This window comes from Ruegeria sp. C5, assembly GCF_056537605.1.
Map to the genome: position 1 here is coordinate 190605 of NZ_JBQFRX010000002.1, position 26956 is coordinate 217560.

Annotated in this window: 24 protein-coding genes; 15 read left to right on the plus strand and 9 right to left on the minus strand. The window is 55.7% G+C overall.

The window, feature by feature from the left end; genetic code table 11:
* Nucleotides 1-13 precede the first annotated feature (13 nt).
* Genes ACR0AW_RS08885 through ACR0AW_RS08895 form a run of 3 tightly spaced genes read left to right on the plus strand, consistent with a single transcriptional unit; the run spans nucleotide 14 to nucleotide 3864 of the window.
* Nucleotides 14-1534, plus strand: coding sequence for a trimethylamine methyltransferase family protein (locus ACR0AW_RS08885; protein ID WP_170732627.1), 1521 nt, complete (start codon nucleotides 14-16; stop codon nucleotides 1532-1534).
* Nucleotides 1535-1594: 60 nt separating this feature from the next.
* A complete protein-coding gene (locus ACR0AW_RS08890; protein WP_170732628.1) occupies nucleotides 1595-2608 on the plus strand; it encodes an Ldh family oxidoreductase in 1014 nt (337 codons plus the stop codon).
* 11 nt (nucleotides 2609-2619) lie between these two features.
* Nucleotides 2620-3864, plus strand: a complete 1245-nt coding sequence (locus ACR0AW_RS08895; RefSeq protein WP_170732629.1) for an NAD(P)/FAD-dependent oxidoreductase — start codon at nucleotides 2620-2622, stop codon at nucleotides 3862-3864.
* Here ACR0AW_RS08895 and ACR0AW_RS08900 read toward each other — a convergent pair.
* The 3 genes from ACR0AW_RS08900 to ACR0AW_RS08910 are packed head-to-tail and all read right to left on the minus strand — an operon-like array spanning nucleotide 3839 to nucleotide 6417.
* Nucleotides 3839-5227, minus strand: coding sequence for an MATE family efflux transporter (locus ACR0AW_RS08900; protein ID WP_170732630.1), 1389 nt, complete (start codon nucleotides 5225-5227; stop codon nucleotides 3839-3841). The two genes, ACR0AW_RS08895 and ACR0AW_RS08900, sit on opposite strands and share 26 nt — an antisense overlap.
* A gap of 12 nt (nucleotides 5228-5239) precedes the next feature.
* Entirely contained in the window at nucleotides 5240-5827 is a 588-nt protein-coding gene (locus tag ACR0AW_RS08905) for a helix-turn-helix transcriptional regulator (RefSeq protein WP_170393837.1), read from the minus strand.
* Nucleotides 5828-5838: 11 nt separating this feature from the next.
* Nucleotides 5839-6417: a carboxymuconolactone decarboxylase family protein gene (locus ACR0AW_RS08910; RefSeq protein WP_170393839.1), complete on the minus strand. Its 579-nt coding sequence runs from the start codon at nucleotides 6415-6417 to the stop codon at nucleotides 5839-5841.
* Nucleotides 6418-6686: 269 nt separating this feature from the next.
* Between ACR0AW_RS08910 and ACR0AW_RS08915 the strand changes: the two genes are divergently transcribed.
* The 4 genes from ACR0AW_RS08915 to ACR0AW_RS08930 are packed head-to-tail and all read left to right on the plus strand — an operon-like array spanning nucleotide 6687 to nucleotide 10082.
* Nucleotides 6687-7433 (plus strand): amino acid ABC transporter ATP-binding protein, encoded by a 747-nt coding sequence (locus tag ACR0AW_RS08915; RefSeq protein ID WP_304621969.1) that lies wholly within the window; start codon nucleotides 6687-6689, stop codon nucleotides 7431-7433.
* Nucleotide 7434: 1 nt separating this feature from the next.
* Nucleotides 7435-8277, plus strand: coding sequence for an amino acid ABC transporter permease (locus ACR0AW_RS08920; RefSeq protein WP_170393841.1), 843 nt, complete (start codon nucleotides 7435-7437; stop codon nucleotides 8275-8277).
* A gap of 36 nt (nucleotides 8278-8313) precedes the next feature.
* Nucleotides 8314-9147: a transporter substrate-binding domain-containing protein gene (locus ACR0AW_RS08925; RefSeq protein ID WP_170393843.1), complete on the plus strand. Its 834-nt coding sequence runs from the start codon at nucleotides 8314-8316 to the stop codon at nucleotides 9145-9147.
* Between the two features lie 53 nt (nucleotides 9148-9200).
* Entirely contained in the window at nucleotides 9201-10082 is an 882-nt protein-coding gene (locus ACR0AW_RS08930) for an amino acid ABC transporter permease (protein WP_170732631.1), read from the plus strand.
* Nucleotides 10083-10089: 7 nt separating this feature from the next.
* On the opposite strand, the gene ACR0AW_RS08935 is transcribed toward ACR0AW_RS08930, so the two are convergent.
* The 3 genes from ACR0AW_RS08935 to ACR0AW_RS08945 form a co-directional block, all read right to left on the minus strand.
* Complete coding sequence (locus ACR0AW_RS08935; protein WP_170646826.1) at nucleotides 10090-10407, minus strand: non-heme iron oxygenase ferredoxin subunit; 318 nt, start codon at nucleotides 10405-10407, stop codon at nucleotides 10090-10092.
* Nucleotides 10408-10410: 3 nt separating this feature from the next.
* Entirely contained in the window at nucleotides 10411-11355 is a 945-nt protein-coding gene (locus ACR0AW_RS08940) for a fatty acid desaturase family protein (protein ID WP_170646827.1), read from the minus strand.
* A 154-nt stretch (nucleotides 11356-11509) separates the two neighbouring features.
* Nucleotides 11510-12619 (minus strand): hypothetical protein, encoded by a 1110-nt coding sequence (locus tag ACR0AW_RS08945; RefSeq protein WP_480444187.1) that lies wholly within the window; start codon nucleotides 12617-12619, stop codon nucleotides 11510-11512.
* A gap of 71 nt (nucleotides 12620-12690) precedes the next feature.
* On the opposite strand from ACR0AW_RS08945, the gene ACR0AW_RS08950 reads away from it, so the two are divergent.
* Nucleotides 12691-13620 (plus strand): LysR substrate-binding domain-containing protein, encoded by a 930-nt coding sequence (locus ACR0AW_RS08950; RefSeq protein ID WP_170732632.1) that lies wholly within the window; start codon nucleotides 12691-12693, stop codon nucleotides 13618-13620.
* Between the two features lie 96 nt (nucleotides 13621-13716).
* Nucleotides 13717-14766, plus strand: coding sequence for an aromatic ring-hydroxylating oxygenase subunit alpha (locus ACR0AW_RS08955; protein WP_170732633.1), 1050 nt, complete (start codon nucleotides 13717-13719; stop codon nucleotides 14764-14766).
* 136 nt (nucleotides 14767-14902) lie between these two features.
* Here the strand turns inward: ACR0AW_RS08955 and ACR0AW_RS08960 are convergent, their stop codons facing one another.
* Nucleotides 14903-15604, minus strand: a complete 702-nt coding sequence (locus ACR0AW_RS08960) for a phytanoyl-CoA dioxygenase family protein (RefSeq protein WP_480438930.1) — start codon at nucleotides 15602-15604, stop codon at nucleotides 14903-14905.
* 273 nt (nucleotides 15605-15877) lie between these two features.
* Between ACR0AW_RS08960 and ACR0AW_RS08965 the strand changes: the two genes are divergently transcribed.
* From ACR0AW_RS08965 to ACR0AW_RS08985, 5 genes are all read left to right on the plus strand, one after another.
* Nucleotides 15878-17128: an FAD-dependent oxidoreductase gene (locus ACR0AW_RS08965; protein WP_170732634.1), complete on the plus strand. Its 1251-nt coding sequence runs from the start codon at nucleotides 15878-15880 to the stop codon at nucleotides 17126-17128.
* Between the two features lie 14 nt (nucleotides 17129-17142).
* Nucleotides 17143-17400 carry a sarcosine oxidase subunit delta gene (locus ACR0AW_RS08970; RefSeq protein ID WP_170393857.1) on the plus strand — a complete coding sequence of 86 codons (258 nt, stop codon included), beginning with the start codon at nucleotides 17143-17145 and terminating at the stop codon, nucleotides 17398-17400.
* Entirely contained in the window at nucleotides 17387-20257 is a 2871-nt protein-coding gene (locus ACR0AW_RS08975) for a 2Fe-2S iron-sulfur cluster-binding protein (protein WP_170732635.1), read from the plus strand. The genes ACR0AW_RS08970 and ACR0AW_RS08975 overlap by 14 nt, the downstream gene beginning before the upstream one ends.
* Before the next feature lies 1 nt (nucleotide 20258).
* Nucleotides 20259-20747, plus strand: coding sequence for an aminomethyltransferase family protein (locus tag ACR0AW_RS08980; RefSeq protein ID WP_170393861.1), 489 nt, complete (start codon nucleotides 20259-20261; stop codon nucleotides 20745-20747).
* A 291-nt stretch (nucleotides 20748-21038) separates the two neighbouring features.
* Nucleotides 21039-23831, plus strand: coding sequence for a bifunctional aconitate hydratase 2/2-methylisocitrate dehydratase (locus tag ACR0AW_RS08985; protein ID WP_170732636.1), 2793 nt, complete (start codon nucleotides 21039-21041; stop codon nucleotides 23829-23831).
* Nucleotides 23832-24103: 272 nt separating this feature from the next.
* On the opposite strand, the gene ACR0AW_RS08990 is transcribed toward ACR0AW_RS08985, so the two are convergent.
* Complete coding sequence (locus ACR0AW_RS08990; protein WP_170611464.1) at nucleotides 24104-24865, minus strand: aldolase/citrate lyase family protein; 762 nt, start codon at nucleotides 24863-24865, stop codon at nucleotides 24104-24106.
* A gap of 201 nt (nucleotides 24866-25066) precedes the next feature.
* Here ACR0AW_RS08990 and ACR0AW_RS08995 point away from each other — a divergent pair, with 201 nt between their 5' ends.
* Nucleotides 25067-25957: an SMP-30/gluconolactonase/LRE family protein gene (locus ACR0AW_RS08995; protein ID WP_170732637.1), complete on the plus strand. Its 891-nt coding sequence runs from the start codon at nucleotides 25067-25069 to the stop codon at nucleotides 25955-25957.
* On the opposite strand, the gene ACR0AW_RS09000 is transcribed toward ACR0AW_RS08995, so the two are convergent.
* On the minus strand, nucleotides 25954-26952 hold the full coding sequence (locus tag ACR0AW_RS09000) for an ester cyclase (protein WP_170732845.1): 999 nt from the start codon (nucleotides 26950-26952) through the stop codon (nucleotides 25954-25956). The genes ACR0AW_RS08995 and ACR0AW_RS09000 overlap by 4 nt on opposite strands.
* Nucleotides 26953-26956 lie beyond the last annotated feature (4 nt).

Consider the following 26956-nt stretch of genomic DNA (forward strand, 5'->3'; position numbering starts at 1 on the left):
CGGAGGATTTGAGATGGCAGAAGTCAAAGCACGCTCGGGCCGTGGCGGTGGACGTGCCGCGCGGGTCAAGGCTCGTACCAACCCGCCCCCTGTCTACTTGTCGACGCTGAACCGCAAAGTTGGCCCGATTGATCTGCTTGGTCCCGAAGGCGTTGAGAAAATCCACAATGCGGCCATGACTATACTTGAAACCACAGGGATTGAGTTCCGCGATCCGGTGGCATTAGCGGATTGGAAGAAGTACGGTGCGGATGCGCAGGGTGAGCGGGTGCGCATCGGACGCGAGATGCTGATGGACCTGATCTCGGCCGTTCCCTCGGAATGGGGCTATGCCGCGCGCAACCCGGAACGCTCGCTGCGGGTGGGCAATCGGCATTCGGTCTTTGCCAATGCGTATGGCGCGCCATTTGTCTATGGTCTGGATGGTGTGCGCCGCCCTTCGATGCTGGAGGATGCGCATAACTTCTTCAAACTCAGTCAGATGAGTCAGTCGATGATGGTACCGGGTATTTTGCCGGTCGAGCCGCAGGACGTACCCGTGCCGCAACGCCACTTGGAGCTGGTTCATGCCGCACTGACGCTGACCGACAAACCGATCAAGGGTTCAGTTCTATCCGAACAGGCGGCGTTGGACTCGGTAGAGATGACTCGCATCGTGTTTGGTGAGGAGTTTGTTGACAACAATGTGGTGATGGCAGCCCTGCTGAACTGCAACACACCGTTGGTCTGGGATGAGACCATGTTGCAGAGCCTGCGCGTCTATGCCGCCGCCAACCAGCCCTGCCTGCTGTCGCCCTTTGTTCTTGCCGGGGCGAGCACACCTGCAAGCCCGCAGGGTGGTGTCGCGCTGCTGATTGCAGAATCTCTGGCCGGTATGGCCTACAGCCAGATCATCCGGCGCGGAGCCCCGATGGTGCTGGGGGTAGCAATCATGGGCGTTTCGATGAAGACAGGTGCACCGATGATGGGCTCTCCGGAACCCGGGCTGATGAACCTTCTGGTGGGTCAGATGGCTCGGTTTTATGGTGTGCCATGGCGGACCTGTACCATGTGGACCGGATCGAAATCCCCGGATATGCAGGCTGCGTTCGACACCGCAAACACCATGTGGCCGGTACTGCTGGGCGGTGCAAACTACATCGTACACTCAGCAGGCTTCCTTGAAGGCGCGCTTGGGGTCAGCTACTCTAAATGGGTGCAGGACGCGTTGCAGTTGGAAAACTTCCACCGTTTCTTCAGCGGCCTGCAAGAGGAAAATCTGGACACGTTGCTGGGCGACATTGACAAAATCGGACCGGGTGGGCACTTCCTTGGTACTGACCATACGCGCGAAAACCCAATGCATATGAACCACTTGCAAAACAATGACAGTTTTGAACAGTGGGAAGCAGAAGGTGCTAAAACCGCAGAAACCGTTGGCACGGAAGAGGCGCAGCGTATGCTGAACACCTACGTCCAGCCACCAATGCCGGACGATCAGCGCGGGGCGTTGGATGAATTCGTCGCTAAGAAGCGGGTGGAATACAGCGCCTAAACAGATCTGCAAGCGGGCACTTATGTGCCCGTTTCCTCAACCAACGACAGGATTAGGCACATGGCCGATAACTCGACGATCGCTCTCTCACTCGACGAAGTAGAGGAATTGGCAAAATCTGTCCTTGTGGCTGCAGGCATGGATGAACATGGCAGCACGGTTCTGGCCGGGCTTGTGCGGATGAGCGAGCGCGACGGCCCGCGTAGCCATGGGTTAAGGATGTTGCCTGTTTATGCGCAGAGCTTTTCTTCGGGATATGCCAACCCCGAGGCCGACCCGAGTGTCGAACGGATCGCACCGGGGGTTCTGCGCGGAGATGGTGACAATGGCTATTACCAGATCGTGGCCGCCAAAGCGCGAGACGAGCTTATTGAAATGGCGCGCGCGAATGGTATTGCCGCGTTTACTTGTGCCAATTGCCACCATCTGGGGGCACTACGTTTCGATACAGGTCCGCTGGCGGACGCTGGGCTGGTAGCGCTAGGTGTTGTGAACTCGCTCTCGATGGTGGTGCCGCAAGGCGGCACCCGCCCTGTTTTTGGCACCAATCCGATGTCCTTTGCTTGCCCGCGACCGGGTCGTGCGCCGGTTGTTTGGGATCAGGCCTCGTCAATGGTTGCGCTGATGGACATCCGGATGGCCGCGGCCGAAGGGCACGAATTGCCGCGCCCTGCGGGGCTTGACCCGAACGGTCAGCCAACCAGCGATCCCAACGCGATTTTGGAGACCCGCAGTCTGTTGCCGTTTGGCGAGCACAAAGGCGCTGCGATTGCCTTCTTGATCGAAGTTCTCGGCGCGGCACTGGCCGGTGGAACATTGTCCGTGGACAATGCCAACCGCGAAGCTCACGGTGCCTTGAATATCAAGGGCGGTTCAACGTTGATCGCGATTGATCCGGCGCGTTTCGGGAATGCCGCATTTGAAGACTATGTCCAACGCATCTGCGCTGAGATTGAAGGCAACGGGGATGCCCGCGTTCCCGGAGATGGCCGCTTGAAGAACCGTGCTGCGGCCGAAGCGGATGGTGTTCGCGTCACGGCGGACTTGATGAAGCAACTTCGCGAACTTCTGTAGGGGTCCCAGTAATGGCACGGGTGGTTGTAATTGGCGGCGGCATCGTCGGAATATCCTGTGCGCTGAAATTGCAGTCGCAGGGCCACGAGGTCACCATCGTAGAACCGGGTCCGGTTGGTGAGGGCGCGAGTTGGGCTTCCTGCGGGTGTATCGCAGTGGGTGAGATCGTGCCGTTGTCGCAGCCGGGGATGCTGATGAAAGTGCCGGGCTGGTTGCTGGATGCCGAGGCCCCGTTGACACTGCGCCCGGCTTCAGCAGTGAAGCTGCTGCCGTGGTTTGCACGGTTTACCGCCAATGCGCGACGCTCGAAAATGCGCACAATCGCCTCCGATCTGGCAAGACTTACGTTTGCTGCAACAGCGGATTTCAAGGCTCAGCTTTTAGATGTAGGCCATCCTGAGCTTTTGGTCGAACGGCCGGTAATCAAGTTGTTTGACGACGACAATGACCTTGCGACCATGCGCCCAGCTTTTGAGTTGGCGCGTGAGTTGGGCTGCACGATTGATCAAGTTACAGGTCAGGAAGCGCATGAAATCGATCCTGCAATAGCATCTGATTTCAAACATGCAGCTTTGCTTAGAGACTGGAGTTTTGTGACGGACCCTAAGGTATTGGTTGAAACGCTGACGCAGAGTTTTAGCAGCCGCGGCGGGGCAGTCGTCGCAGGAAGAGCAATCGGTTTTACGCAGGACGGACAACATGTGAAAAGCGTGAAGCTGAGCGATGGGCGATCGATCAGCGCAGATGATTTCGTCATCGCTGCGGGAACGCCGTCTAGAATCTTGGCCAAGACGCTGGGCGTTCAACTGAGGATGGAAGGGGTGATCGGATATTCGACTGCGTTGAAAGATAGCGGGGTCGAGCTCCGCCATACGGTGTTTTATGCCAAAGGCGGGTTTGGCATTACACCGTATCAGCAGGCGCTGGCAGTGGCCGGTACCGCAGAATTTGCCGACCTGAACGCGCAGCCGAATTGGAACCGAGCCGATGTGCTGGTCAGGCGTGCATTCCGCGTATTACCGGGTTTGAAGACCGATAATGCGGAACGCCGGATGGGTCGCCGCCCGTTTACACCGGACACACGTCCGATCATTGGCCGCAGCAGGCGACTGGCTAACGTCGCCTTTGCGACGGGTCACGGACAGCTTGGCCTGACACTAGGCGCGACGACGGCGCGTATAATCGCAGATGTAATTGCTGGCAGATCACCGGACATCGATATAGAAGCCTTCAGTCCAGATCGGTTCTCGTCCTGAGCCAAAGCCCGCCCAGCTCTTTTTGAGCCACATGGGACGTCATCAGCAACGCGATCATCCAGCCAGTCACCACGGCACCTGCGGTGCCGAACCAGACACCAATTTCGTTAAAGCCGAGCAGGCCGACGAAAATCCAGACAAAAAAGGCGACGCCAAATCCCTGACGATATAGGCTGATCCACACGGTCCAGATCGGTCGCTTCAAGGCTTGCAATAGCGAGTTGATGGAAAACAGCATCATGTAGATCGGGAGGATCAGACTATCGACACGTAGATAGCTAAGTCCGACGCGGATCACTTCGGGATCGTCGGTGAAAAAGCCCATCATAAGGCGGCCAAATATCCACAATATGGGGGCTGCGATGGCGGTCATGATGAACCCGACTTTCCAGCAATAAAACAGTGCCTCGCGTACCCTTTCATAGTCGCGGGCACCGAAATTCTGGGACGCGATGGGCAGCAGTGCCCCCGTGACCCCCAGCACCGGCAAAAGCAAAATCTGCTCAAGCCGAATGGCAATGCCAAAGCCAGCGATTGCGTGCTCTCCAAAGATTTTCAGGGCGAACTGCATGACGAAACCTGACAGCAGCATCACGAAGAAAGATGTCGCTGTGGGAAGTACCTGAACCGAGATCTCCTTGAACTTCTGTAGGCGCGGAATGAAGTTTCGGGGGCGCATGCGCCTCATCCTGCGGCGTCTGAGGACCTGACGGATCAGAAACACCATCACACCGGTCTGGCTGATCACCGTCGATACAGCGAGGCCATCAAATCCGATGCCCGGGATCATGCCCGGAATGCCGTAGATCAAGAGGGGGTTCAGACCGATATTGGCAAAAAACGCCACCATGAGGGCGCGTTGCATCGATACCGCGTCACCATGTGCCTGGAGAATGCCATTGCAACCGAAGGCCAGTAGAAATCCGGGCAAGGCCAATAGGAGCCAGTGGAAATAACGTAAACCTGCATCGCGATAAGGTCCCGGTTCCGAAACCAGAGTTATCAGCGCAGGGCCGTACCAGAGACCAGCCGCCGCCAGAACACAGGCTGCAATGAAGCCATAGATCATTCCCTGTGCCGCAAACCGCCGCGCTGCTCGAGTGTCTCCAGCGCCTAATGCGTTGCCGACCAGCGCGCTCATCGCGGCACCCAACCCGACCCCGACCGAAATGGCAATGAAAAAGGCCTGAAAACCTAGTGCCAATCCTGCCTGCGCGCTGGTCGAGAGAAGGCCGGCGAAGAACATGTCGACAACGTTGTAGAGAGTGTTGAACAACATCCCGATTGCGCCCGGGATCGCCAGGGTTCGGAAATGGGTCGAGATTGGCCCGCGCGTCAGATCAATTTCAGTTGGGATGGCCATATCAACTGGCCACTACGGACGTTCGGCCTGAACGGTCAGGAAGACGAACTCGGGGGTCAGTACCTCTTCGAAGCCGTGATTCAGCTCTGCATCGACGCTGATGCTGTCTCCTGCTGAAAGAGTAAATCGGGCCTCGCCGTAGCGATAGATGGCCTGCCCTTCGAGAACCTGCACAAACACGACGCCATGGCCGACATAAGTGGGCGGCTGCCCCTCGTCGCGCAACAACGTGACACGACGGGCCTGAAAGCGCAGGTCCTTCCGGGAATGCAGCGCAAGGTTGACGTATTCGTGCGAATGGCCGCCCGCCAGTCGCGTAGACTTTAGCCCTTCGCCATGGCGAACCAGCGTATAGTCGGTGTGATCTGTCCGCGCTTCGCGAAACAGCGATACGATTGGTACTTCCAACGCCTCGGCAAGTGCAGCCAGCGTATCGATTGACGGAGAGACCAACCCGTTTTCGATACGGCTGACCATTGCAGCCGAGATACCAGACTGTTCTGCCAACCGACGGGCGGATTGCTTGCGGCTTTGGCGCAGCTCCCTGAGCGAGGCACCAATAGCGCGATCAATCTGTCTTCCCGGCGTGTCATCGTGCATGATTCAATCCGTCAATCCTCGGCGTAGTAGCCCACCACGTCCCCTTCCGTTGTGACACCCAGACCATTCAGCAATCGGTTGGCATAATTGAAATATCCGACGATCTGGTTGATCTCGAGAATCTCTCCGTCTTCCCAGCCGGCATCTTTCAATGCGCGAACTTCGGATTCCTCCATTGCACCCGGCGACAGGGTCAGCTTTTGCGCATAGATCAGCGCGGCCAACTGCGCACCTTCAAATGCGTCCTGCGGACGATGGGCCTTTAACGCGGCCTCGATTGCGTCGGCGCGTGCGTCGTCACCGATCAGATGTCGGGCGTTTGCCCAATGGTTGGCATAAGAATAGGGGCAGGTGTTCAACGTCGATACGTAAGAGCTGATGACTTCCTGAAACCACATGGGTATGGAATTGGCTTCATCATGCAGGCACGCGCGATACAGAATGACGTGACCTTTCATGGTGTTGGGACGCAGTGAATGCACGCGCATCACGTTGTCCACGGTCCCGTGTGGTGTGCGCGCCAGATCCAGAGTCGCTCTCAGGTGCTCGTCGGCATCTTCGTCAGATATCATCCGAATCCAGGCGGACATTCACGTTTCCTCTCGTGTTTTCTGTTTCTATTTTCGCGGCGTGTGCCGTTCGGCTGAGTTTTTTATTGACGAATATTGCACATTAAGCAACCATATTGAACAGCGCGCAACGAATTTGAGGATTCTGAGGCTTTGCCAGATCTCTCCACTCTGCCTGAATCGCCGCGAATGACTTCGTGCGCATGCGTGCATGACCTCATGTTGCGATCGCACTACCACAGCGTCATAGATCAGCGACGCCAACTGATCCGCATCTTCACAGGTTCGGCATGACACAGCTCTCCCCCATGATCGAAGTGACCAATCTGGATAAGTTCTATGGGACTTTCCATGCGCTCAAGAACATCGATCTGACCGTTCATCAAGGTGAGAAGGTGGTAATCTGCGGCCCGTCCGGATCGGGAAAGTCCACCCTGATCCGCTGTTTCAACGGGTTAGAGTGGCATAATTCCGGGCGTCTCGTGATCGATGGGATCGAAGTCTATGAAGGTGCCAAGGAAATCCGTGAACTGCGACAGGAAGTCGGCATGGTCTTCCAGCAGTTCAACTTGTTTCCGCACCTGACTGTGCTTGAAAACCTGATGATCGGACCGATGAAGGTGCGCAAGCTATCCAAGGCGCAGGCCGAGGAAACCGCGCGCAATTATCTCGACCGCGTTCATATTCCTGAGCAGGCCGATAAGTACCCGGCGCAATTGTCGGGGGGGCAGCAACAGCGCGTCGCTATCGCGCGGTCCTTGTGCATGGAAACACGGATCATGCTATTTGATGAACCAACATCCGCGCTTGATCCCGAAATGATCAACGAGGTGCTGGATGTGATGGTTGAACTGGCCGATACGGGCATGACCATGGTGGTTGTCACGCATGAGATGGGGTTTGCGCGCAAGGTCGCCGACACGATGGTCTTTATGGAGGCGGGGCAGATCGTTGAAATCTCGCCGCCCGATCAGTTCTTCACCAACCCGTCAAGCGAGCGCTGCCGTCTATTCCTGAACCAGATATTGGAACACTAACGTGACCGATCTGGGCATATCACAGGGACGCGGGCAAGCGCTGCCGAAGCCGCCACTATACAAGCGGTTCTTTGGCTCGGTGTTAGTGTCCGTCGTGATCTATGCGGTTATTGTCGGTTTGATCGCCTACGGGTCATATGTTGGCGCGCAGGGTATGGGCTATAATTGGCAGTGGTATCGCGTGCCCCAATTCCTGTACCGCAACACCGAGATTGGGTTCGAGTGGGGCGAAATCCCCATCGGACTGGTTGCCACGATCAAGCTGTCAGTTACCTCGTTTCTGCTGGCCACAGCTATCGGGTTGCTAGTGGCGTTACTGCGCTTGTCCGGCTTGGTAGTTGGCACTGCTGTCGCGGTTGCCTACCTTGAACTGATCCGCAATATCCCTCTGCTGGTTCTGCTTTACCTGTTCTATTATGTCCTGGGTCCTATCTTTGGATTTGATCGATATACCGCCAGCATCCTGACTTTGGCGGTGTTTCATTCAGCCTTGATTTCAGAAATCCTACGGGCGGGGATCAACGCCATCCCATCTGGTCAGTGGGAGGCGGCCAAGTCTATCGGTATGACCCCCTATCAGACCTACAGATATATCATTCTGCCGCAATCTGTTCGCTTTATGCTACCGCCCATGACGGGCGAGGTCGTCCACTTGATCAAATCCTCGGCTATTGTCAGCGTCATTGCCGTGGCCGAACTCACCACCTTCGGGCGCAACATTATATCCGACACGTATATGAGTTTTGAAATCTGGTTCACTATCGCGCTGGTCTATCTGGTGGTGACCCTGATCCTGTCGATTGGCGTTAGCTATCTGGAGAAGAAATATGCCGTCGACCAATAACCACAAGAACTTAACCGGACAACAAGGAGAACCAAGATGAAGCTATCTCGCAGAATGCTCGGGGCGGCCCTGGGCGCGGTCGTGGCAACAGGCATGGCGACCTCAGGCTGGGCGCAAAGCGCGACTCAGGAACTGTCCCGCGAAAGTGTGATTGAAACGATCAAACAGGATGGAGTGATCCGGATTGGTCTGTCGCTGTTCGTGCCGTGGTCGATGCGCGACAAGAATGGTGATCTGATCGGGTTCGAACTGGATGTCGGTCGCAAGCTGGCCGAGGACATGGGTGTAGAGGTCGAGTTTGTACCGACCGCCTGGGATGGCATCATCCCGGCGCTCGTATCCGGCAATTTCGACGTGATCATCTCGGGCATGTCGGTGACTGCGCAGCGAAACTTGACGATCAACTTCACCGATCCTTACGCGTATTCGGGCCTGGCTATTATGGCTAACAAACAGTTGACCGATGGTATGTCTTTGGAAGATTTCAATAAACCTGAGGTCACCTTTGCCGCTCGTCGCGGTGCGACACCAGCTACGGTGATCGCGGAAAACTTCCCCAACGCGACGCTGCTGTTGTTTGATGAAGACGGTGCATCAACGCAAGAAGTGCTGAACGGAAACGCGCATGCCTCAATGGCGGCCCAACCCACACCGAACCGCGAGGCCGGTCGTCATCCGGAAACTCTGACCGTTCCGTTCGATAACCTCTATGATCCGCGTGGCGAAGCGTTCGGAGTACGCAAGGGCGATCCGGACGCCATGAATTTTTTCAACAATTGGATCGCTCAGAACTGGCGGTCGGGTTGGTTGGAAGAGCGTCACAACTATTGGTTCGCAACTGAAGAGTGGGCAGACCAGGTTGCCCAGTAACCAATTAGCCGGGGGCGGATCAGCCGCCCTCGGGCCTGAAGCGGAGCGCCCAGGTGCCTGAATTTCTTAGAAAACTCAGATGGCCAGATTATCTGATCGTAGCGGTATTGATCACCTTCTTCGGATATATCTGGCTGTCGATCGAAGGTACGCTGAACTATAAGTGGCGGTGGGAATTGATCCCCAGCTACATCGTCGGCTGGCATACTGGGCGAGAAGAGTATTTTGCCAATCTATTGCTGCAAGGCTTGGTGGCGACGGTTCGTATCAGCATCTATTCCGGCATTTTGGCGCTCATTCTGGGTACAATTCTGGGGATCGCGCGCTGTTCTGCCAACCTGACCATACGCATGCTGGCACGCACTTATCTTGAATTTCTGCGTAATGTGCCACCGGTTGTTGTTGTCTTTATTTTCTTTTTCTTCCTTTCGCAGCAACTGATCGACGCACTAAACCTTGAACGCTGGGCGCGTGGAATTGCGCGGCAGGAAGACAACCAGATCTGGACATTTTTCTTTGGTGAGATGCGGCGCTTTCCGTCGCTTGTCTCAGGTGTCATCGTTCTGGCGCTGTTTGAAAGCGCATTTGTCGGCGAAATTGTCCGAGCAGGTATCCAGTCGATCCCGAAAGGTCAGCGCGAAGCTGCACGCTCGATCGGTATGAGCCGCATACAGGAATTGCGCTATGTCGTTCTCCCGCAGGCGATGAAAAAGGTTGTGCCACCGTTAGCGAACCAGTTCATCTCATTGATCAAGGACAGCTCAATCCTGTCGCTGATCTCGGTTCAGGAACTGACCTACAAGACCGTCGAACTAGTCGCCTCGTCTCGAATGATCTTCGAGGCATGGATCACAACGGCGGCATTCTACTTCGTTGTTTGTTTCGGTCTTAGCCGTATTTTCGCGCGGCTCGAAAAACGATCAGATAAGCGCTAGGTTCTGGTCACATACGGACCTGAACCATCCCGTCTATTATGCGCGTTTCGAATACGCGCATGGCTCGGGTCGCAGGTGCAGAAACAGGCTTGCCTTCCCGAACGTCGAACGCGCCCTGATGCAAGGGGCATTCGATGACATGGCCGTCAAAATAACCATCGCAGAGATCTGCGCCACCGTGATTGCACAATGCCAGTGAGGCGTAGACACCGCTGGGTGTGTCATATACCGCAATCAATCGTCGCCCGACTGCGACCCGCGTGACCCAGTTTTTTTCCAGTTTAGATGCCTCGATCAGATCGCGCCATGGTTTGTCTGCCTGCATCGCTCAGGTCCTCGCTTTGCGCTGCATGATCTGGCGCAGAATGTCGCGATGCGCGGCAAGATATCCGCCCTTTTCGACAAAGATATGATCCTTCAGCTTCTCATGCAGCCGGGGCAGGGCGTGGAATGGGACCGAGGCGACATAATGATGTTCAGCATGATAGTTCATATTCCAGCACAGAAAGGACATCGGTTTTGACACCAGATTGGTGCGTGTATTCTCTGACATCTGAGCCACGGTTGGCCGCCCAACATGTTCGGTCATGCGCACAAATCGCATCACGGGCTCGCCCAGAAACAATGGTATGATCCAGTACCAGATCAGGCCCCACCACCCGGTGATCGCCATAGCAACAAAGACAACCGCGTAGATGGCAAGCATACGACGCGCGTCCCAATAGACCGATTGGTGTTCTTCCTTGGGAATAAAGCGCAGTTCTGCCGCACTGAGTTTGCCAAATGCATGGCGAAACAGCTCGGTAAACTTGGCGCGCCAGTAGGGCAAGGCGGACAGATACAGAAGATACTCGCCAAGCGTTTTGGGTAGCGGGATCAGTTCGGGGTCTTCGCCAGTCAGTTGGGTATAGGTATGGTGATCGCAATGCTCATACCGAAAGAACCGATGCGGCAAGATAATGATCAGCCCGCAAATCTGGCCAACCAGATCATTCAGCCAACGGGTGCGAAACACAGTATAGTGCACACATTCATGTTGCAGTGAGAAATGGTGCACCAGAACGGTGCCTTGCAGGAACATCGCGGGCCAGATCAGCCAGCTGTTCCAGGCTAGAGTGATCAGCGTTGTCGTGCAGGCCAGAACCAGAAACCAAAGCGCCAAATGGCGCAATCCGGGCCCGTTCGAGCGTTGCATGAATCCTTTAAGCTCTTCGCGTGTCAGTTTTCCTTCGGCCAGAGCCTGAGTCAGCGGCGTGACGATAGCTTTTGACATTTGATTTCCATGATTTTGCCGGAGCGGGGGTCTTGCCCTCTGCGCATATTCCGGCACCGGAGACGGGAGTGCTCCGCACCATAGGGCCAACTCGAACAGACCCTATTATCAAAGAGTATTTCCACAGCTTGTGATTCGATCAAGCCGCTATTGATCAGCCAACTGCACGCAGACCGATATCCGGATCGGGATGGGCGAACAGGGCGGCCGCGCAGGGGTGCCGATCCAGGATTGATTGACCGCAAGGCAACCGTTCGGCATGGAATGTACCTCGGTCCCAATAAGTTACGCCATCGATTTCGATGGAAGGATCAATAATGTTCCAGCTGATTTCACCGGGGGCGTACGCCCCGCAGGTGTGGAAATGCAGGATGCGTGGATTTCCGAAAGCGGAGCCGCCCCAGCGTTCATAGTTTTCGCGCATATCCCAGGGGTAGCCGCAGCCCGGATGGATACCTGCGTGCCAAGAGTGCACGAAATTGCGATCAATTCCCAACTGATTGGCTACCCGATCATAATGCGCCTCGGCCCGTGCGGCATTGGCGGGATCGCCGTCAAAACGCTGCAGCCGCCCATTCTCCATCATCGCAAAGACGGGGCGGTCGAATTCGATGGTGTAGTCATCGTAATACTTCGACCCCGTTCCCGTCAGAAAACTGATCGCCACACGGCCCGAGAAACTGTGGGCAGGAACCGGGGTAAAGACTGACATCGGAAAGCGCAGGATCGAGGTGTCGCCCGAGGGTTGCAGGTTCATCACCGGCCGACCGCTTACATCAGTGCCCAACGGGCAAGTGATCCGCACCTCGCTGGCCGCGTCCAAGACCGCGTTGATATCGGCCTTAAGCTCCATGAACGCATCGTGGTGGCCGTTGGAGAAACCAGATCCCAGCATTTCTTTGGTTAAAGCGAAGCTAACGATGACTTTCTTACCCTTCGGCATGTCCGAGAACCGCAACTGATCCCCAAGACGGGCCAGAAATAGAATGATGTCTGCCGCTTCGAACCGGGCAAGCAGATCGGGCGATAATTGCGGATTGTCCGGATTGAAGCCCACATCAATCGTGTCGACCCCCAGCCCAAGTTGACGGGCCGCCTGACTGACAACATTCACGCTGTCGGCGTCGAAATATCCAAACTCTGCAGGTTCATAGGCAATCAGCAGCCTTTCACCCGCCGCCGCGCGGGCGCAATTGACCAGCAGATTGTAAGCGCCCCGCTCTGGCGTCATGTCGGACATCGACATCTCCTGATTACTTGACATTATCAACTTACGGCCTAAGGCCGCCGGCAATCCATTTGAAAGTGATAATGGCTGACATTAGGATGACTAATATGATCTTGAATCTGCCATACTCCGCGCTGCGAGCCTTTGAGGCAGTTGTACGCCATTCCGGCTTTTCACCCGCCGCCGAGGAACTGGGGGTCAGCCAAAGTGCCGTCAGCCAGCACGTCAGATCGCTCGAGGAATGGCTTGGGCGGGATTTGCTGGTGCGCGGTGCGCGGCAATCGCGACCTACCCGCGAAGGTGAGCAATTGGCGCAGGCAATCTCGGATGGGCTGGGCCGCATTTCAGATGTGTGTGCGCAACTTCGCGATCGAACGCGTGCGGACCGGACCATCGTGATTTCATGCTTGCCGGGGTTTGCATTCAACTGGCTGTTTCCAAGGCTTCTGCACTTTGATTTGGCCCACCCGGACCTGTCTATTTCGATCGCGACTGATACGGGATACTATCCGTTTTCCGGCGCAGATTCCGATATCGGCATTCGATATGGTCTTGGTGAATATCCCGGGTTTGAAGTGGATTTGCTTATGCCGGAAAGGCTGTTTCCCGTCTGCGCGCCCGCGCTGTTGCCAGAACTGAAGCGCATTGAAGATTTGTCACAGCACACACTGCTCGTAGATGAAAATCTGCACCATGGTACGTCCAGCCCAACATGGGAGTTCTGGGCGCGGCAATCCAATCTGACATTGCCGTCTGGAGTGCGCACGCGCCGATTGGGCCAATCAAACATGGTCATACAGGCAGCGATTGAGGGGCTGGGGGTGGCGCTTGGGCGCGAACCGCTGGTGATTGATGCCTTGTGCGATGGCCGTCTGGTGCGACCGTTTCAGCAACTGACTCAATCGCCACTTTCCTATTGGCTCGTCCGGCGCCCTGATAGCAAAGACAGCCAAAAAGTCAGCGAGTTCCTGAACTGGATCAAGGCCGAAGTTGCTTCGCAGCCCGATCTGCCCCCGTCGGTTATGCTGCCGAATTAGCTTGCCTTATATGTATCATTACAAATCCAGAATGGTGTATTGCACTGACGCTGCCATAATGGCGCTAAGCCAACTGATCAAATTGGAGAGCAAACCATGTACCTCAGAAATTGCTGGTATGTTGCCGCCTGGAGCAAGGATATCGGGCGCGAACTGAAAGCTGAGACATATCTGGGTGAGAACATTGTGCTCTATCGTCAGCAGGATGGGACGCCCGTTGCGCTTGAGAATGCCTGCCCGCATCGCAAGCTCCCGCTATCCGATGGCAATCTGAAAGGGGATCTGGTCGAATGCGGCTACCACGGGCTGACATTCGATTGTTCGGGCAAATGTACGGACAGCCCAACGCAGCGGGGGATGACGCCTCGGCGCGCGGTGGTGAAGTCTTATCCAGTTGTCGACCGCTATCGCCTGCTCTGGATCTGGATGGGCGATCCTGAACTGGCTGATCCGGGCCTGATTTTCCCAATCGAAAACTTTGATGACACGAGCTGGGGCCTAACCGATGGCGGGGTGATGGATATCGATTGCCATTATCTTTGGGTTTGCGACAACCTGCTTGATCCCAGCCACGTGGCCTGGGTACATGTCTCGTCATTCGCCGGCGCGGGAACGGATGAAGAGCCTCTGGACGTCAAAAAGACAGATCGCGGCGTGATTGTCTCGCGCTGGATCGAAAACAAACCACCATCGCCTTACTATGCCAAACTGGTCTCGTTCGACGGCGATTGCGACCGCTTGCAGCATTACGAAATGTGCATGCCCGCAATCGGGCTGAATAAGTCCATCTATACTCCGGTTGGCACGGGTGGATATGACAAAGATCCTGTCGATGAGACATTCATCAACATCTCTTACAACTTCATGACGCCAATCAACGAGGATCAGACCAGGTATTTCTGGTTCCAGCATCGCAACTCTGATCCGGACAATGCCGAGGTTTCAAAGTTCATGAATGACGGTGCCCGGATGGCGTTTCTTGAAGACAAAGATGTGCTGGAAAAAGTGCACAAGGGCATGAAAAATGCTCAGACACCGCATATTGATCTGGGTTTGGATGCCGGGGCAAAAACATACCGACGCGTGCTCGACCGAGCGATCGAGGCCGAGGCCGCTGTGCCAGAGGGTGCAATTCGGCAAGCCTGAAACCTGAACAGAGGCCAGTTCCCGGCCCCTTATCTTAGGTATTGCTATAGATGACAGGGAAGCGCCCACCGGCAAAGGGAGCACCCGGTTTCAGGTCGTCATCATGCAGCCATTCAGTGACGCTATCGCGCGGTTCCTAGGTGGCACCTTCAACGGCAAAACGTACCGCATATCCACGCCTGCGACGGGTCGAGGTTCGGTTGCCCATCGCCGAATGCACAGTCATTCCATCGAAGGCCAGTGCATCGCCAGGTTCCATCTGTTCATGGTGGAATATGTCATATTTAGTGCGATCCGCCTCGAAATCGGGCATGTCGATATAGTCCGGGTTATCCTCTTCCAGATAGTGAAGAAACTTGCCAAGCTGGTCAGTTTTGAAAGGCCGGTATTTTGCGCCCCAAGCGTGCGAGCCACGGACAAATTCCAGCGCTCCATTGTCTGGGTCGACAGGATCAAGTGCGATCCACATTGTCATGATGGGACCGGCCACAGGCCAATAGGGCTGATCTGTATGCCAGCCGGTCTGGGTGCGTGTGCCAGGTTCTTTCACGAAAATTTGGTCATAGATCAACGATGTCCAGGGGCTGCCCGCCACCTCGGCCACTCGCTTTCCAATATCTGAGTTCAGACAATAGTCCTGAAAGACACTCGGTTTTTCACGCATATTTTTATAGGCAAAATACCGGTCACCCTTTTTAACCTCTTCGTCCACGGCATCACGCAACTTGTTTAACCAATCGTCCCTGAGGAGGTTTCTCAATAAAACGACGCCGTCGCGCGCATACGCTTGCTGAACAGTATCTGTATCCGGTGTGTTAATCATAGTTCTTCCATCCATAGCTTCCGCCTCATTTCCCGGCGGGTTTGAATTCAGGCGCAAAGCGCCACGGTCTGCATGGAGTCAGAGAGAGGGTGAACTGCGGCAGTTTATGATGAAGCAGGGCCAGCGGGATCGGGCCGACCATTTGCCAGCAAGATTCCGATGAAACTGTTCAATTTTGAAGGTCATGCGCCATGGTAGCCCCCGACCTTTGATTGCCCAAGCAGCTTTTGCGTAATGGTAAATATATTTATTGAAGATATATTTTTTCTGATAAATATTGTGCTTGTTATGCAAAAATATTCGGCATTTTCACTCGCCCGTAACGCGATTTCTGGTCATAAGAACTGGTCCCGAGCCTGGCGGAGCCCGCCGCTCAAAGACCGGTACGAGGTGGTGGTGATCGGGGCAGGGGGTCACGGGCTGGCCACGGCTTACTATCTGGCCAAAGAGTTTGGCATAACCGACGTCGCCGTGCTGGAACGGGGCTGGTTGGGTGGCGGAAACATAGCGCGCAACACGGTTACGATCCGGTCAAATTACATGCGTGACGAGTCGATCCCGTTCTACGTCAAATCCGTCGAGATGTACGAAAGGCTGACGCAAGAGCTGAACTTCAACATGATGCATTCCAAGCGCACCATGGTGGATGTGGTGCAGACCTGGCCCAAACTGCGAGAGTTGCGGCGTCGGCAATTGGTCATGGACATTCATGGCTCGACATATGAACAGATCACGACAGACGAATTGCGCAAACGCATACCTGCTCTGACAGGCGGTGGGCCAGATGCGCGCCTGCCGATCATCTGCGGAATGGTCCACACAGATGCGGGTGTAAACCGTCATGATGCGGTGGCCTGGGGCTATGCCCGCGCGGCGGATGCAATGGGGGTGGAGATGCACCAACAGACCGCCGTGCAAGCATTGATCCGTGGCGCTGATGGGCGCATCGAAGGTGTCGAGACCAATCGCGGCACCGTGCGGGCGAAAAAGGTTGTGGTGGCGGTGTCGGGCCATACCACGACATTGACCGAGACAGCGGGGCTCAAGCTGCCATTGCGCACGATGAACCTGACGGCCTTTGTGTCCGAGCCTGTGAAGCCCTTGGTGGATGTCATCGTAAATTGCCCGGACAGTGGGTTCTATTTCAGCCAGTCTAACAAGGGCGAGATGGTGATCGGCGGCGCTCCTGATATGGGGCAAAGCTTTCGTCGCGACATCAAGCAACATGTGTTCGAAGACACTGTGACCGCGATGCTGTCGCTTTTCCCGAGCTTCAAGAAACTCAAACTAATGCGCCAATGGGGTGGGCATCTTGATATTGCCCATGATGCCTCGCCCATCATGGATCAGACTGAGGTACCGGGGCTGTTCGTGACCGCTGGCTGGTGGGGCGGATACAAAGCCATTCCTGCGGGCGGACTGACGCTTGCGCATCTGGTCGCCAAAGGCGAGCCGCATCCGCTGATGGCCTCGTTCACTTTGGACCGCTTCCGCCATCTAGAGTTTGTGATGGAAGCCGGCACCACAACGGCGAGATAGGAAGGGACAGGATCATGATGCTCATCCCCTGCCCATTCTGTGGCAAGCGCAATGAAAGCGAGTTCGTCTATGGCGGCCCGGTCGGAGCTGCTCGACCCGATACCAACGCCGTCAGCGATGCTGATTGGGTCGAATACCTGACCATAACGCCCAACCCGATGGGGCCTGTGCAAGAGCGGTGGTGGCACGCACGGGGCTGCGGCGAGTGGCTGACAATCTGGCGGGATACCGTGACACATGACATTGTGGAGGTGCCCGATGGCTCAGATTAATCGCCGCGCGGTGGGTGGTCGTGTTGATCGAAGCCGCCCTCTGACGTTCCAGTTCAATGGGAAAACTTACGAAGGGTTCGAAGGGGACACTCTGGCCTCGGCCTTGCTGGCAAACGGGGTGCGAGTAACAGCCCGTAGTTTCAAGTACCACCGCCCACGCGGCATTGTCGGACACGGGCCTGAAGAGCCGGGAACCCTTGTGGAGCTGGAAGGCGAGGACGCCTCGGGCAACCGTCCAGCGGCCACGGTTCCATTGCGCGAAGGGCTGAACGCACGCTCGGTCAATTGTTGGCCTTCACCCGAGTTTGATCTGGGTGGGATCAATCAACTGCTGAGCCGTTTCATTCCTGCGGGCTTCTACTACAAAACTTTCAAATGGCCTAACTGGCATCTGTTTGAACCGTCTATTCGCAAGGCAGCGGGGCTGGCCGCAGCGCCTGCGCACCCGCCGTCATCGGGGCATTTCGAAGCGCGCTACGCGCATGCAGATGTCTTGATTGCAGGTGCAGGTCCCGCTGGCCTGCAAGCTGCACTTGAGGCTGGTCGGGCGGGCAAGCGTGTCTTCCTCGCAGACGAGGGAACCGAAGCGGGCGGCAGCCTCGTGAACCGCACCCTGACCATTGGCGGGCGTCCGGCGATGGATTGGGTGGGCGAAGCGGTTCAAGAACTAAGCCAAATGGCAAACGTCACCCATCTTCAGAACGCGACCGTATGGGCCTATCGCGAACACAACCTAGTGATCGTCAATGAACGCGAGCCGGAACAGGCCAGCATTCTAGAACGCAACTGGCGGGTCCGTGTTGCTGAGGTGGTGATTGCCACCGGGGCCACGGAACGGTCGATGGTGTTTGCCAATAATGACAGGCCGGGCGTCATGTTGGCCTCATCCGTGCAGGCCTATGTTAATCGTTGGGGCGTGACACCCGGTCAGAGTGTGGTTCTGTTCACCAACAACAACAGCGCTTACGCAGTGGCCGCCGATCTGGTCGCAGCTGAGGTAACGGTTAACGCGATCCTCGATAGCCGCGACACGGTTCCAAGGGAAGCTCTTGATCTGGTGTCGGGGATAACCGTCCATGCCGGAACAGTAGCCGCCGATATCCGAGGGTACAAAAGCATCCGTGCTGTCGAGGCCGTTCCCAAGTCCGGAGGCGCAGGCACCTGGATCGACTGCGACTTGTTGGCTCATTCCGGCGGTTGGAATCCGACGGTGCACCTGTGGTCTCAGTCCCGTAGCACACTTCGGTTTGATGAAGAACTCGCTGCGTTTTTGCCCGATCAACCGATTCAATCCTGTCGGGCCGTCGGCGCGGCGGCGGGGGATCTCACACTGGATCGGATCATCGATGACGGTTCAGAGCTGCCTTATTCGATTGAACCGTTATGGCGCGTAGATGTGCCAGGGCAACGCGGAAAGGCATTCCTGGATTTTCAGAACGATGTTGCGGTCAGCGATGTGCATCTGGCGCTGCGTGAAGGATATGACAACGTGGAACATGTCAAACGCTACACCACTGGCGGGATGGGCATAGATCAGGGCAAGACGGGCAATATCAACATTATTGGCACCGTTGCTCTGCAAAAGGGCGTTCCATTGCAAGATGTTGGCACGACGACATTCCGCTCTCCCTACACGCCGGTCTCATTCGGTGCGATTGGGGGGCTGCGTGAGGACTCGGTGTTGTTCCCCTACCGGCACACGCCGGTGACCCAATGGAACAAGGATTATGGCGCAGTGATGTATGAGGCTGGTGCCCGATGGCGCCGTCCGGGGTTTTTTCCCAAACCCGGTGAGGGCCTGCAAGAGGCGGTGAACCGGGAATGCCGCGCGGTGCGTGAAGGCGTTGGCGTATACGACGGTTCGCCGCTCGGCACGTTCGAGCTTAAAGGGCGCGATGTTCCGCGCTTTCTGGATTTTCTGTATTCGAACATCATGTCCAGCCTGAAGCCCGGCGATGGTCGCTATGGTCTTATGTTGTCGGATGACGGTCTGATCATAGATGACGGGGTGGCCTTTCGGCTGGATCAGCACCGCTGGATGATCTCGACCTCAACAGGTCACGCGGACGCCATCAACCAGCACATGGAAAAGCTGCTTCAGACCGAGTTTCCTGACTGGCAAGTCATGATCACAACTGTGACAAGCCAGTGGAACAACGCCACCATTTGTGGTCCCCGCGCGCGCGATGTCATGCACGCGCTGTGTACGGATATCGATCTTTCGCCCGAGGCATTCCCCTTCATGTCGTTCCGGGACGGTACGGTTGCGGGGTTCCCTGCGCGGGTTGTGCGCGTCAGTTTCACCGGTGAGCTATCCTATGAGGTCAACGTTGCCCCACGCCACATGGCCGCCTTGTGGGACAAGGTGATGGAGGCTGGTGCACCCTTTGGTATCCTGCCTGTAGGATCGGAATCCAGCCATGTCTTGCGTGTGGAAAAAGGCTTTCTTTCGCTGGGGCACGAGGTCGACGGTACCGTGGACGCCTATGACCTGGGCATGGGCTGGGCAATGTCGAAGAAAAAGCCCGACTACCTAGGCAAGCGCTCGGTCCACTTGCGCCGTGAAGCGGAAGGGAAACGCCGGGAATTGGTCGGCATCTTGCCCGAAGACCCTGACAAGCAAGTGCCCGAAGGCGCGCCACTGACCCCTGAAGGTCGCAAAGAAGCGACCGAAGGATTGGTTACCGCCTGCGTCTGGAGCGTCGTCAACAATCGCTGGGTTGGCCTGGCGTTGCTGAAGAACGGGCAGGAGCGACACGGGCAAACCGCGCATGTTCGGCTGAAAGACGAGGTGATCCCGGTGACCATCACAAAGCCTGTATTCCATGACCCCGAGGGTCAGCGCCTGAGGTCCTGAGATGAGCTACGACGTCAAGATCGAACGCCAAACCCTGAATGCGCTGTTTGACCTCAAAGGGGATCCCGAGGTCGTTCAAAATTGGGCCGAATTTTCTCTGCCAAACCGCCCCAACACAAGGGCGATGCAGGAAGCGTTTGAGGTATATCACATTGGACGCAATCACTGGATTGTACGTGCTTCGCTGGAACTGGAAGAGGCACTGGAAGCACAGCTCAAACCAACGGATTGCCCTGCGGACATCAGTATAGTGCGGATATCGGACACCCTTACCTTCTTTAGTGTCGCCGGACCCCAAGCCGCTGAAGTGATGGCTATTGCCTGCCCGCTTGATCTGCATGTCACTGCTTTTGATGAAGACGCAGTAACCTATTCCGAGTTGTTTGGCCTAAAAGCACTTGTGATGCGCTGCGAGGCTGGTTTTGAGTTTGCGGTTGAACAGAGTTTTGGCGACATGGTTCAGGATTATCTGACCCGAGCAACTGCCTGACGCAATTCGAAGCAGGGGCGGTTTACGCCTTATGGCTATTCATTACCTCGCCGGTCTATATGCATATCGTCCAGGAACAGGGTTCAGATAAGGACATAGCGGACTTATCGAAAGTCATTGGCTGGCACAAAATCCTTTGTGAAGTGTTGCTTTTAGACGGGACATCGCGCCACAGGTGCAAGGCTTGCAAGTTCCGGTCATTTAGTATACCGCCGCATACAATTAGGATCCTCGGGCGTTCATAACGTCTTTGAGCCCCTGCTAATCGAGCCACATATACCGGAACGAGCCATGAGCCTTTACACCAACTACCTCGAGAAAATTGAAGCCCGCAAAGCGCAGGGTCTGCATCCGAAACCGATTGATGACGGCGCGCTTGTCAAAGAGCTTGTTACGCAGATCAAGGACGTCGATCATGCGCATCGTGCGGATTCTCTAAACTATTTCATCTATAATACGCTGCCCGGCACGACCAGCGCCGCTGGCGAGAAGGCACGTTTTTTGAAAGAGATCATTCAGGGCGAAGCGCTGGTTGACGAAATTTCAGTACCCTTTGCCTTTGAACTGCTGTCGCACATGAAAGGCGGTCCTTCGGTTGAGGTTCTTCTTGATCTGGCTTTGGGTGGTGATCCCGAGATCGCAGGGCAGGCGGCTGAAGTGCTGAAAACACAGGTCTTCCTATATGAGGCTGATACGGATCGTTTGAAGGAGGCGTTTTCTGCCGGAAATCCGGTCGCACGCGACATTCTTGAAAGCTATGCGCGGGCCGAGTTCTTCACCAAGCTGCCCGATATCGAGGAAGAGATCAAAGTTGTCACGTATATCGCTGCCGAGGGCGATATTTCGACTGACTTGCTGTCGCCGGGCAACCAGGCACACTCGCGCTCGGATCGGGAGCTGCATGGCAAGTGCTTAATCTCGCAGCAAGCGCAAGACGAGATTCAAGAATTACAGCGCCAGCACCCAGATAAACGCGTGATGCTGATTGCTGAGAAAGGGACAATGGGCGTTGGCTCGTCCCGGATGTCGGGTGTCAACAACGTTGCGCTTTGGACAGGCAAGCAGGCCAGCCCATATGTGCCATTCGTAAACATTGCCCCGATCGTGGCCGGCACGAACGGTATCTCTCCGATCTTTCTGACCACCGTTGGTGTGACGGGCGGGATTGGTATCGACCTGAAAAACTGGGTCAAAAAAGTCGATTCCGAGGGGAATCCGATCCTCAACAATGACGACAGCCCTATCCTGGAGCAAAAGTACTCGGTCGAAACCGGGACAGTGCTCACGATCAATACGAAAGACAAAAAGCTTTATGACGCCGATGGCGCCAATGAGCTTGTTGATATTGCCTCGTCCTTCACTCCGCAAAAGCAGGAGTTCATGAAGGCCGGCGGATCCTACGCCATCGTGTTCGGCAAGAAGTTGCAAACATTTGCAGCACAGACACTGGGAGTCGAGCTGAAGTCGGCATTTGCGCAGTCGAAAGAGATCAGCCGAGATGGACAGGGCCTGACCGCGGTTGAAAAGATCTTTAACCGCAACGCTTTGGGAGTAGCGGAAGGCACGGTCTTGCACGCCGGGTCGGACGTACGGGTCAAGGTCAACATCGTAGGATCGCAGGACACCACTGGCCTGATGACCTCGCAAGAGCTTGAGGCGATGGCGGCGACCGTGATTTCTCCAACCGTCGATGGTGCGTATCAGTCCGGTTGCCACACCGCCTCGGTCTGGGACAAGAAGGCGCAAGCCAACATCCCCAAACTGATGGCGTTTATGAACAATTTCGGCCTGATCACAGGGCGCGATCCCAAGGGTGAATATCACTCGATGACTGACGTGATCCACAAGGTTCTGAACGATATCACCGTGGATGATCGCGCCATCATCATTGGGGGCGACTCGCACACGCGCATGTCCAAAGGTGTGGCTTTCGGGGCGGATTCGGGCACCGTTGCCTTGGCACTGGCCACGGGCGAAGCAACCATGCCCATTCCGGAATCCGTGAAGGTGACGTTCAAAGGCAAAATGGCCGATCACATGGATTTCCGCGACGTGGTCCACGCGACACAGGCTCAGATGCTGAAGGCATTCGGCGATAACGTGTTCCAGGGGCGTATTATCGAAGTTCATATCGGAACCCTGCTGGCGGATCAGGCTTTTACCTTCACCGACTGGACGGCCGAGATGAAGGCGAAGGCTTCGATCTGTATTTCCGAAGACGAGACCCTGATCGAGTCACTGGAAATCGCCAAAGGTCGGATTCAGATCATGATCGACAAGGGAATGGAGAATGAGGCACGGACCCTGAAAGGCCTGATCGACAAAGCCGACGCACGTATAGCCGAGATCAGATCCGGCGCAGTTCCAGCCCTGAGGCCGGATGAAAATGCCGAGTATTTTGCCGAGCTGGTCGTTGATCTGGACGAGATCAACGAGCCCATGATCGCCGACCCTGATGTGAACAACGCGGATGTCTCCAAGCGTTATACGCACGATACGATCCGGCCTGTTTCCTACTACAAAGGGGAAAAGAAAGTGGATCTGGGATTTGTCGGATCTTGCATGGTCCACAAGGGTGATCTGATCATCGTATCGCAGATGCTTAAGAACCTTGAGAAGAAGGAGGGCAAGATTGAATTCAAGGCCCCTCTGGTCGTCGCGGCGCCAACCTACAACATCGTTGATGAGTTAAAGGAAGAAGGTGAGTGGAGCATTCTTCAGGAATATTCCGGTTTCGAATTCGACGATCTTTTCCCCAAGACATCAGCGCGAACCGAATATGAAAATACGCTGTATCTTGAGCGTCCGGGCTGCAACCTTTGCATGGGTAATCAGGAAAAGGCTGAGAAAGGTGATACTGTTCTGGCGACATCTACCCGCTTGTTCCAAGGGCGTGTTGTCGAGGACTCGGAAGATAAGAAAGGTGAATCCCTTCTGGCTTCCACACCGGTAGTTGTACTGTCTGCCATCCTCGGGCGAACTCCGAAAATCGAGGAATACAAGGCCGCTGTCGAAGGGATCGACCTGACCCGCTTTGCACCTCCGGTCGCCAAGCCCGCAAATTCCAATTCGGCACATTTCTGATTGGAGAAGGCCGGTCGCCGTTAAGGCGCACCGGCCTTATGCTGTTTAACAGGATCCACTCTGAATCAATAAGCCTAGCAATACTGGTTTTGCGGTATGAGATTTTGGCCCCCTTAGGTAGAGTACCACGCTGGAAATCTAAGACTATACAATGCGAATAATCCGCAATCGCGCATCGCCTTTCTAGCAAAGAAAGTACTGTCGTCGCAGCATTTACCAGCCCGCGGACATTTCGACCCCAAGGCCCTTTCCACTAAAAAGCCCTGTGCGTTTCACGTCCTCGCGGTGCCATGGAAGTTCTCCGCTTCCGCGTTTGCAGCGCGAAGCATGAAGGCGTGTTCCGAAGCGACGAAGATCATTGTCACCCCATAGTCGCGCAGCTTGAGTCCGGCTTCTGCGCTTGCTGCAAAGGTCATCAGCGTCTTTCCATGTGCTTTGGCTGCATCGCCCGAGCGTCGCATTGCATCAAGAACCTGTGGGTCGGACTGATCAGTCACGCCGTAGCACACCGCAAGATCCGCAGGCCCTACAAAAATCCCGTCGATGCCCTCGGTCGCGGCGATATCATCGACTTCTGCGACGCCTTCTGGTTCTTCGATTTGGGCAATGATAATTGTCTCTTCTTCGCTTTGCTTGAGGACATCAGCCATGGATCGAGTCGCAAACCCTGCCCACCGGGTTGATCCGGCATAGCCGCGACCACCATGGCCAAAACGACCCTCGCGCGCAATGCGACGGGCCTTTTCGGCGCTGTCAACATGCGGCACAACAATACCTGTCGCGCCACTGTCGAGCGCCTTGAGAATCTCGTCCGCCGACCCAGTCGGCACCCGCACCAACGTCGGCAACCCCAGAGCCCGGGCGACGGCGAGGCAAACATCCAACCGACCCCGGTCAAAGGGTGCGTGTTCCGCATCCAGGCACAAGAAGTCCAGTTTTGACTTGGCAATTATCTCGACCAGTTCATGGGCTGGTGTCTTGAGAAACGTTCCGACGAGAGGCTCGCCAGAAAGCATGCGTTGTTTGAAATTCATGGGAAAGTCCTGACGGTTTTGTTTGGGCGGCACATGGCAATTGGCAGCCAAGCGGTTTGGAAACATCGGCCATAGCGTAGAGCATTGACGTTGGCAGGGCCAGACTATCGAACAGTCGTTATTGCGTTTTCACCCGAAACGCTGTTCTTGTCGAGGCTTGCCGGTAGTGTTGGCAGGCGCAACTCTGAAAAAGGTGTTCTCATGGTATTCGATATCCGTTCCAAACGCTTCACAGATCTGGTGCACCCTGACGCTCAACTGGAAGAAATCGCTAGCGGTCTGGGGTTTACCGAAGGGCCAATATGGCACCCCGAAGAGCATTGGCTGGTATTCTCGGACATTCAGGAGAGTCATCAATACAAGTGGAGCGAGGGTGAGGGAGTTCGCGTTTTTCGCACCCCATCCAACCAAGCAAACGGAAATTGCTTCGACAAAAGCGGGGCAGTGATCTCTTGCGAGCACGCCAGTTCGCATTTGGTACGCCATGATCACGGCGGCAAGCGGGTTACTTCGATCGCCACGCATTTTGATGGCAAAGAACTAAACAGCCCCAACGATGTTATCTGCGACTCGCACGGTCGGATTTGGTTCACTGATCCCAGTTTTGGTCGTATCCGAGAGGATCTTGGCATTCTGAGAGAGCAAGAACTGCCGGTGCAAGGCGTGTTCCGGCTGGATCCCGACGGCACGTTACACCTTGTCGCGGATGATTTTCAGCAACCCAACGGGTTGTGTTTGTCAGCTGACGAAACAAGGCTGTTTGTCAATGACAGTTGGGGTGGCCATATCCGCGTCTTTGATGTCGCCGCTGATGGCTCGCTGACCGGTGGGGTGGTCTGGGCCGATGTTGTTGGCGATGGGGCAGGGGTACCGGACGGTATGAAGTGCACCCGCGACGGCCAGATTTTGTGCAATGGTCCCGGCGGTGTACATCTATTTGATGCCCAAGCGCACTGCCTTGGTGTCATTCTGACGCCGCAGAAATCTACCAACTTCTGCTTTGGTGGAGCCGAGTTCAGCATGCTGTACATCACTGCCAGCACGTCCGTTTACCGTATTCCGACCAAAATGATCGGCCTGCCTATGATCTAAGAACCACCGTGGGTCATGCGGTCCAGAATATCGACACCCTGTTGCTTCCAGAAATGAAGCAGATCGATGAAAATCCAGTTCTCGGCCAGTTTATCACCTTTGCGACGATAAATGTCTATCACCCGGAACTCACCGGCTTTTTCAGTGGCAGGCATCCCCATGAACCCGCCGGTTGGTCGGGCGGTAAAGTTCGGCCAGCCAAAAAAGCCGCCATAGTGGCCCTCGGCCATGCGGCAGATATGGTTGGTTTTTGACCGGTCGGCAAACCCAGCACGGAACGGGCCAGCGTGTTGTTTGGCGTAACGTTCGATTGTGTAGGTCGCACCGATACCGGATGGCCCCCACCAGATCATGTCTTCGCACCATGTGCGGCGCAACTCATCTTCAAGGCTGAGCCCGCTGTCCCACCGCCCAAGATCGGAGATCATCGCGTTGATAGCGGCCAATGTCTTTTGGCCGTCTTCGGCGGGTTGAGGCGTGAACATCAGGCCGTCATGGGTCATGGGCCCGGGCTGGACAAGTTGTGCGGCGGTCTGCGGCGGGAAGGGCTGCAACCCGGCCTGAATCATGAAATGCGGGATGTCGAAATACATCGCGGTTTCGACAATCTTACCGCGCTCAATCCTGTTGAACTCGCAATAGCGCAGCAAGGCCATTTTTCCGGTTGGCGCAATGCCCAGCCAGTCCCTGTCGAACAGCCCCATGAGATGGCCCATCGAAACAACCCAGACTGAATTGAACCCGTCGATTTCATTTTGACCAGCCATGAACACGTCCATCCGACGCTGCAAGTTAGTTAGGCTGTGATTCAGCGGCTGCCAGAATTTTTGCGCCACGTTGCTAGCGCCACGCAGCTCGTTGAACGGGTGAAAGCCGCGCCACAGGAGGTCTTCGGCGCAATACTCAGCGATCACATCAGAGTGGGCTGATTCCTCTGCATCGCTCAGAGCTTTGTAGAAGTTCAGGACAATTTCTTTCTCGGCTTCGTAAGACATATCT

Bases quoted from the DNA above. Each gene is read 5' to 3' on its own strand.
- ACR0AW_RS08895 (WP_170732629.1), top strand. From the start codon at position 2,620: ATGGCACGGGTGGTTGTAATTGGCGGCGGCATCGTCGGAATATCCTGT.
- ACR0AW_RS08910 (WP_170393839.1), bottom strand. From the start codon at position 6,417: ATGTCCGCCTGGATTCGGATGATATCTGACGAAGATGCCGACGAGCAC.
- ACR0AW_RS08995 (WP_170732637.1), top strand. From the start codon at position 25,067: ATGGTATTCGATATCCGTTCCAAACGCTTCACAGATCTGGTGCACCCT.
- ACR0AW_RS08980 (WP_170393861.1), top strand. From the start codon at position 20,259: ATGAGCTACGACGTCAAGATCGAACGCCAAACCCTGAATGCGCTGTTT.
- ACR0AW_RS08990 (WP_170611464.1), bottom strand. From the start codon at position 24,865: ATGAATTTCAAACAACGCATGCTTTCTGGCGAGCCTCTCGTCGGAACG.
- ACR0AW_RS08925 (WP_170393843.1), top strand. From the start codon at position 8,314: ATGAAGCTATCTCGCAGAATGCTCGGGGCGGCCCTGGGCGCGGTCGTG.
- ACR0AW_RS08970 (WP_170393857.1), top strand. From the start codon at position 17,143: ATGATGCTCATCCCCTGCCCATTCTGTGGCAAGCGCAATGAAAGCGAG.
- ACR0AW_RS08885 (WP_170732627.1), top strand. From the start codon at position 14: ATGGCAGAAGTCAAAGCACGCTCGGGCCGTGGCGGTGGACGTGCCGCG.
- ACR0AW_RS08975 (WP_170732635.1), top strand. From the start codon at position 17,387: ATGGCTCAGATTAATCGCCGCGCGGTGGGTGGTCGTGTTGATCGAAGC.
- ACR0AW_RS08940 (WP_170646827.1), bottom strand. From the start codon at position 11,355: ATGTCAAAAGCTATCGTCACGCCGCTGACTCAGGCTCTGGCCGAAGGA.
- ACR0AW_RS08960 (WP_480438930.1), bottom strand. From the start codon at position 15,604: ATGGATGGAAGAACTATGATTAACACACCGGATACAGATACTGTTCAG.
- ACR0AW_RS08915 (WP_304621969.1), top strand. From the start codon at position 6,687: ATGACACAGCTCTCCCCCATGATCGAAGTGACCAATCTGGATAAGTTC.
- ACR0AW_RS08890 (WP_170732628.1), top strand. From the start codon at position 1,595: ATGGCCGATAACTCGACGATCGCTCTCTCACTCGACGAAGTAGAGGAA.
- ACR0AW_RS08945 (WP_480444187.1), bottom strand. From the start codon at position 12,619: ATGTCAAGTAATCAGGAGATGTCGATGTCCGACATGACGCCAGAGCGG.
- ACR0AW_RS09000 (WP_170732845.1), bottom strand. From the start codon at position 26,952: ATGTCTTACGAAGCCGAGAAAGAAATTGTCCTGAACTTCTACAAAGCT.
- ACR0AW_RS08905 (WP_170393837.1), bottom strand. From the start codon at position 5,827: ATGCACGATGACACGCCGGGAAGACAGATTGATCGCGCTATTGGTGCC.
- ACR0AW_RS08965 (WP_170732634.1), top strand. From the start codon at position 15,878: ATGCAAAAATATTCGGCATTTTCACTCGCCCGTAACGCGATTTCTGGT.
- ACR0AW_RS08950 (WP_170732632.1), top strand. From the start codon at position 12,691: ATGATCTTGAATCTGCCATACTCCGCGCTGCGAGCCTTTGAGGCAGTT.
- ACR0AW_RS08935 (WP_170646826.1), bottom strand. From the start codon at position 10,407: ATGCAGGCAGACAAACCATGGCGCGATCTGATCGAGGCATCTAAACTG.
- ACR0AW_RS08955 (WP_170732633.1), top strand. From the start codon at position 13,717: ATGTACCTCAGAAATTGCTGGTATGTTGCCGCCTGGAGCAAGGATATC.
- ACR0AW_RS08900 (WP_170732630.1), bottom strand. From the start codon at position 5,227: ATGGCCATCCCAACTGAAATTGATCTGACGCGCGGGCCAATCTCGACC.
- ACR0AW_RS08985 (WP_170732636.1), top strand. From the start codon at position 21,039: ATGAGCCTTTACACCAACTACCTCGAGAAAATTGAAGCCCGCAAAGCG.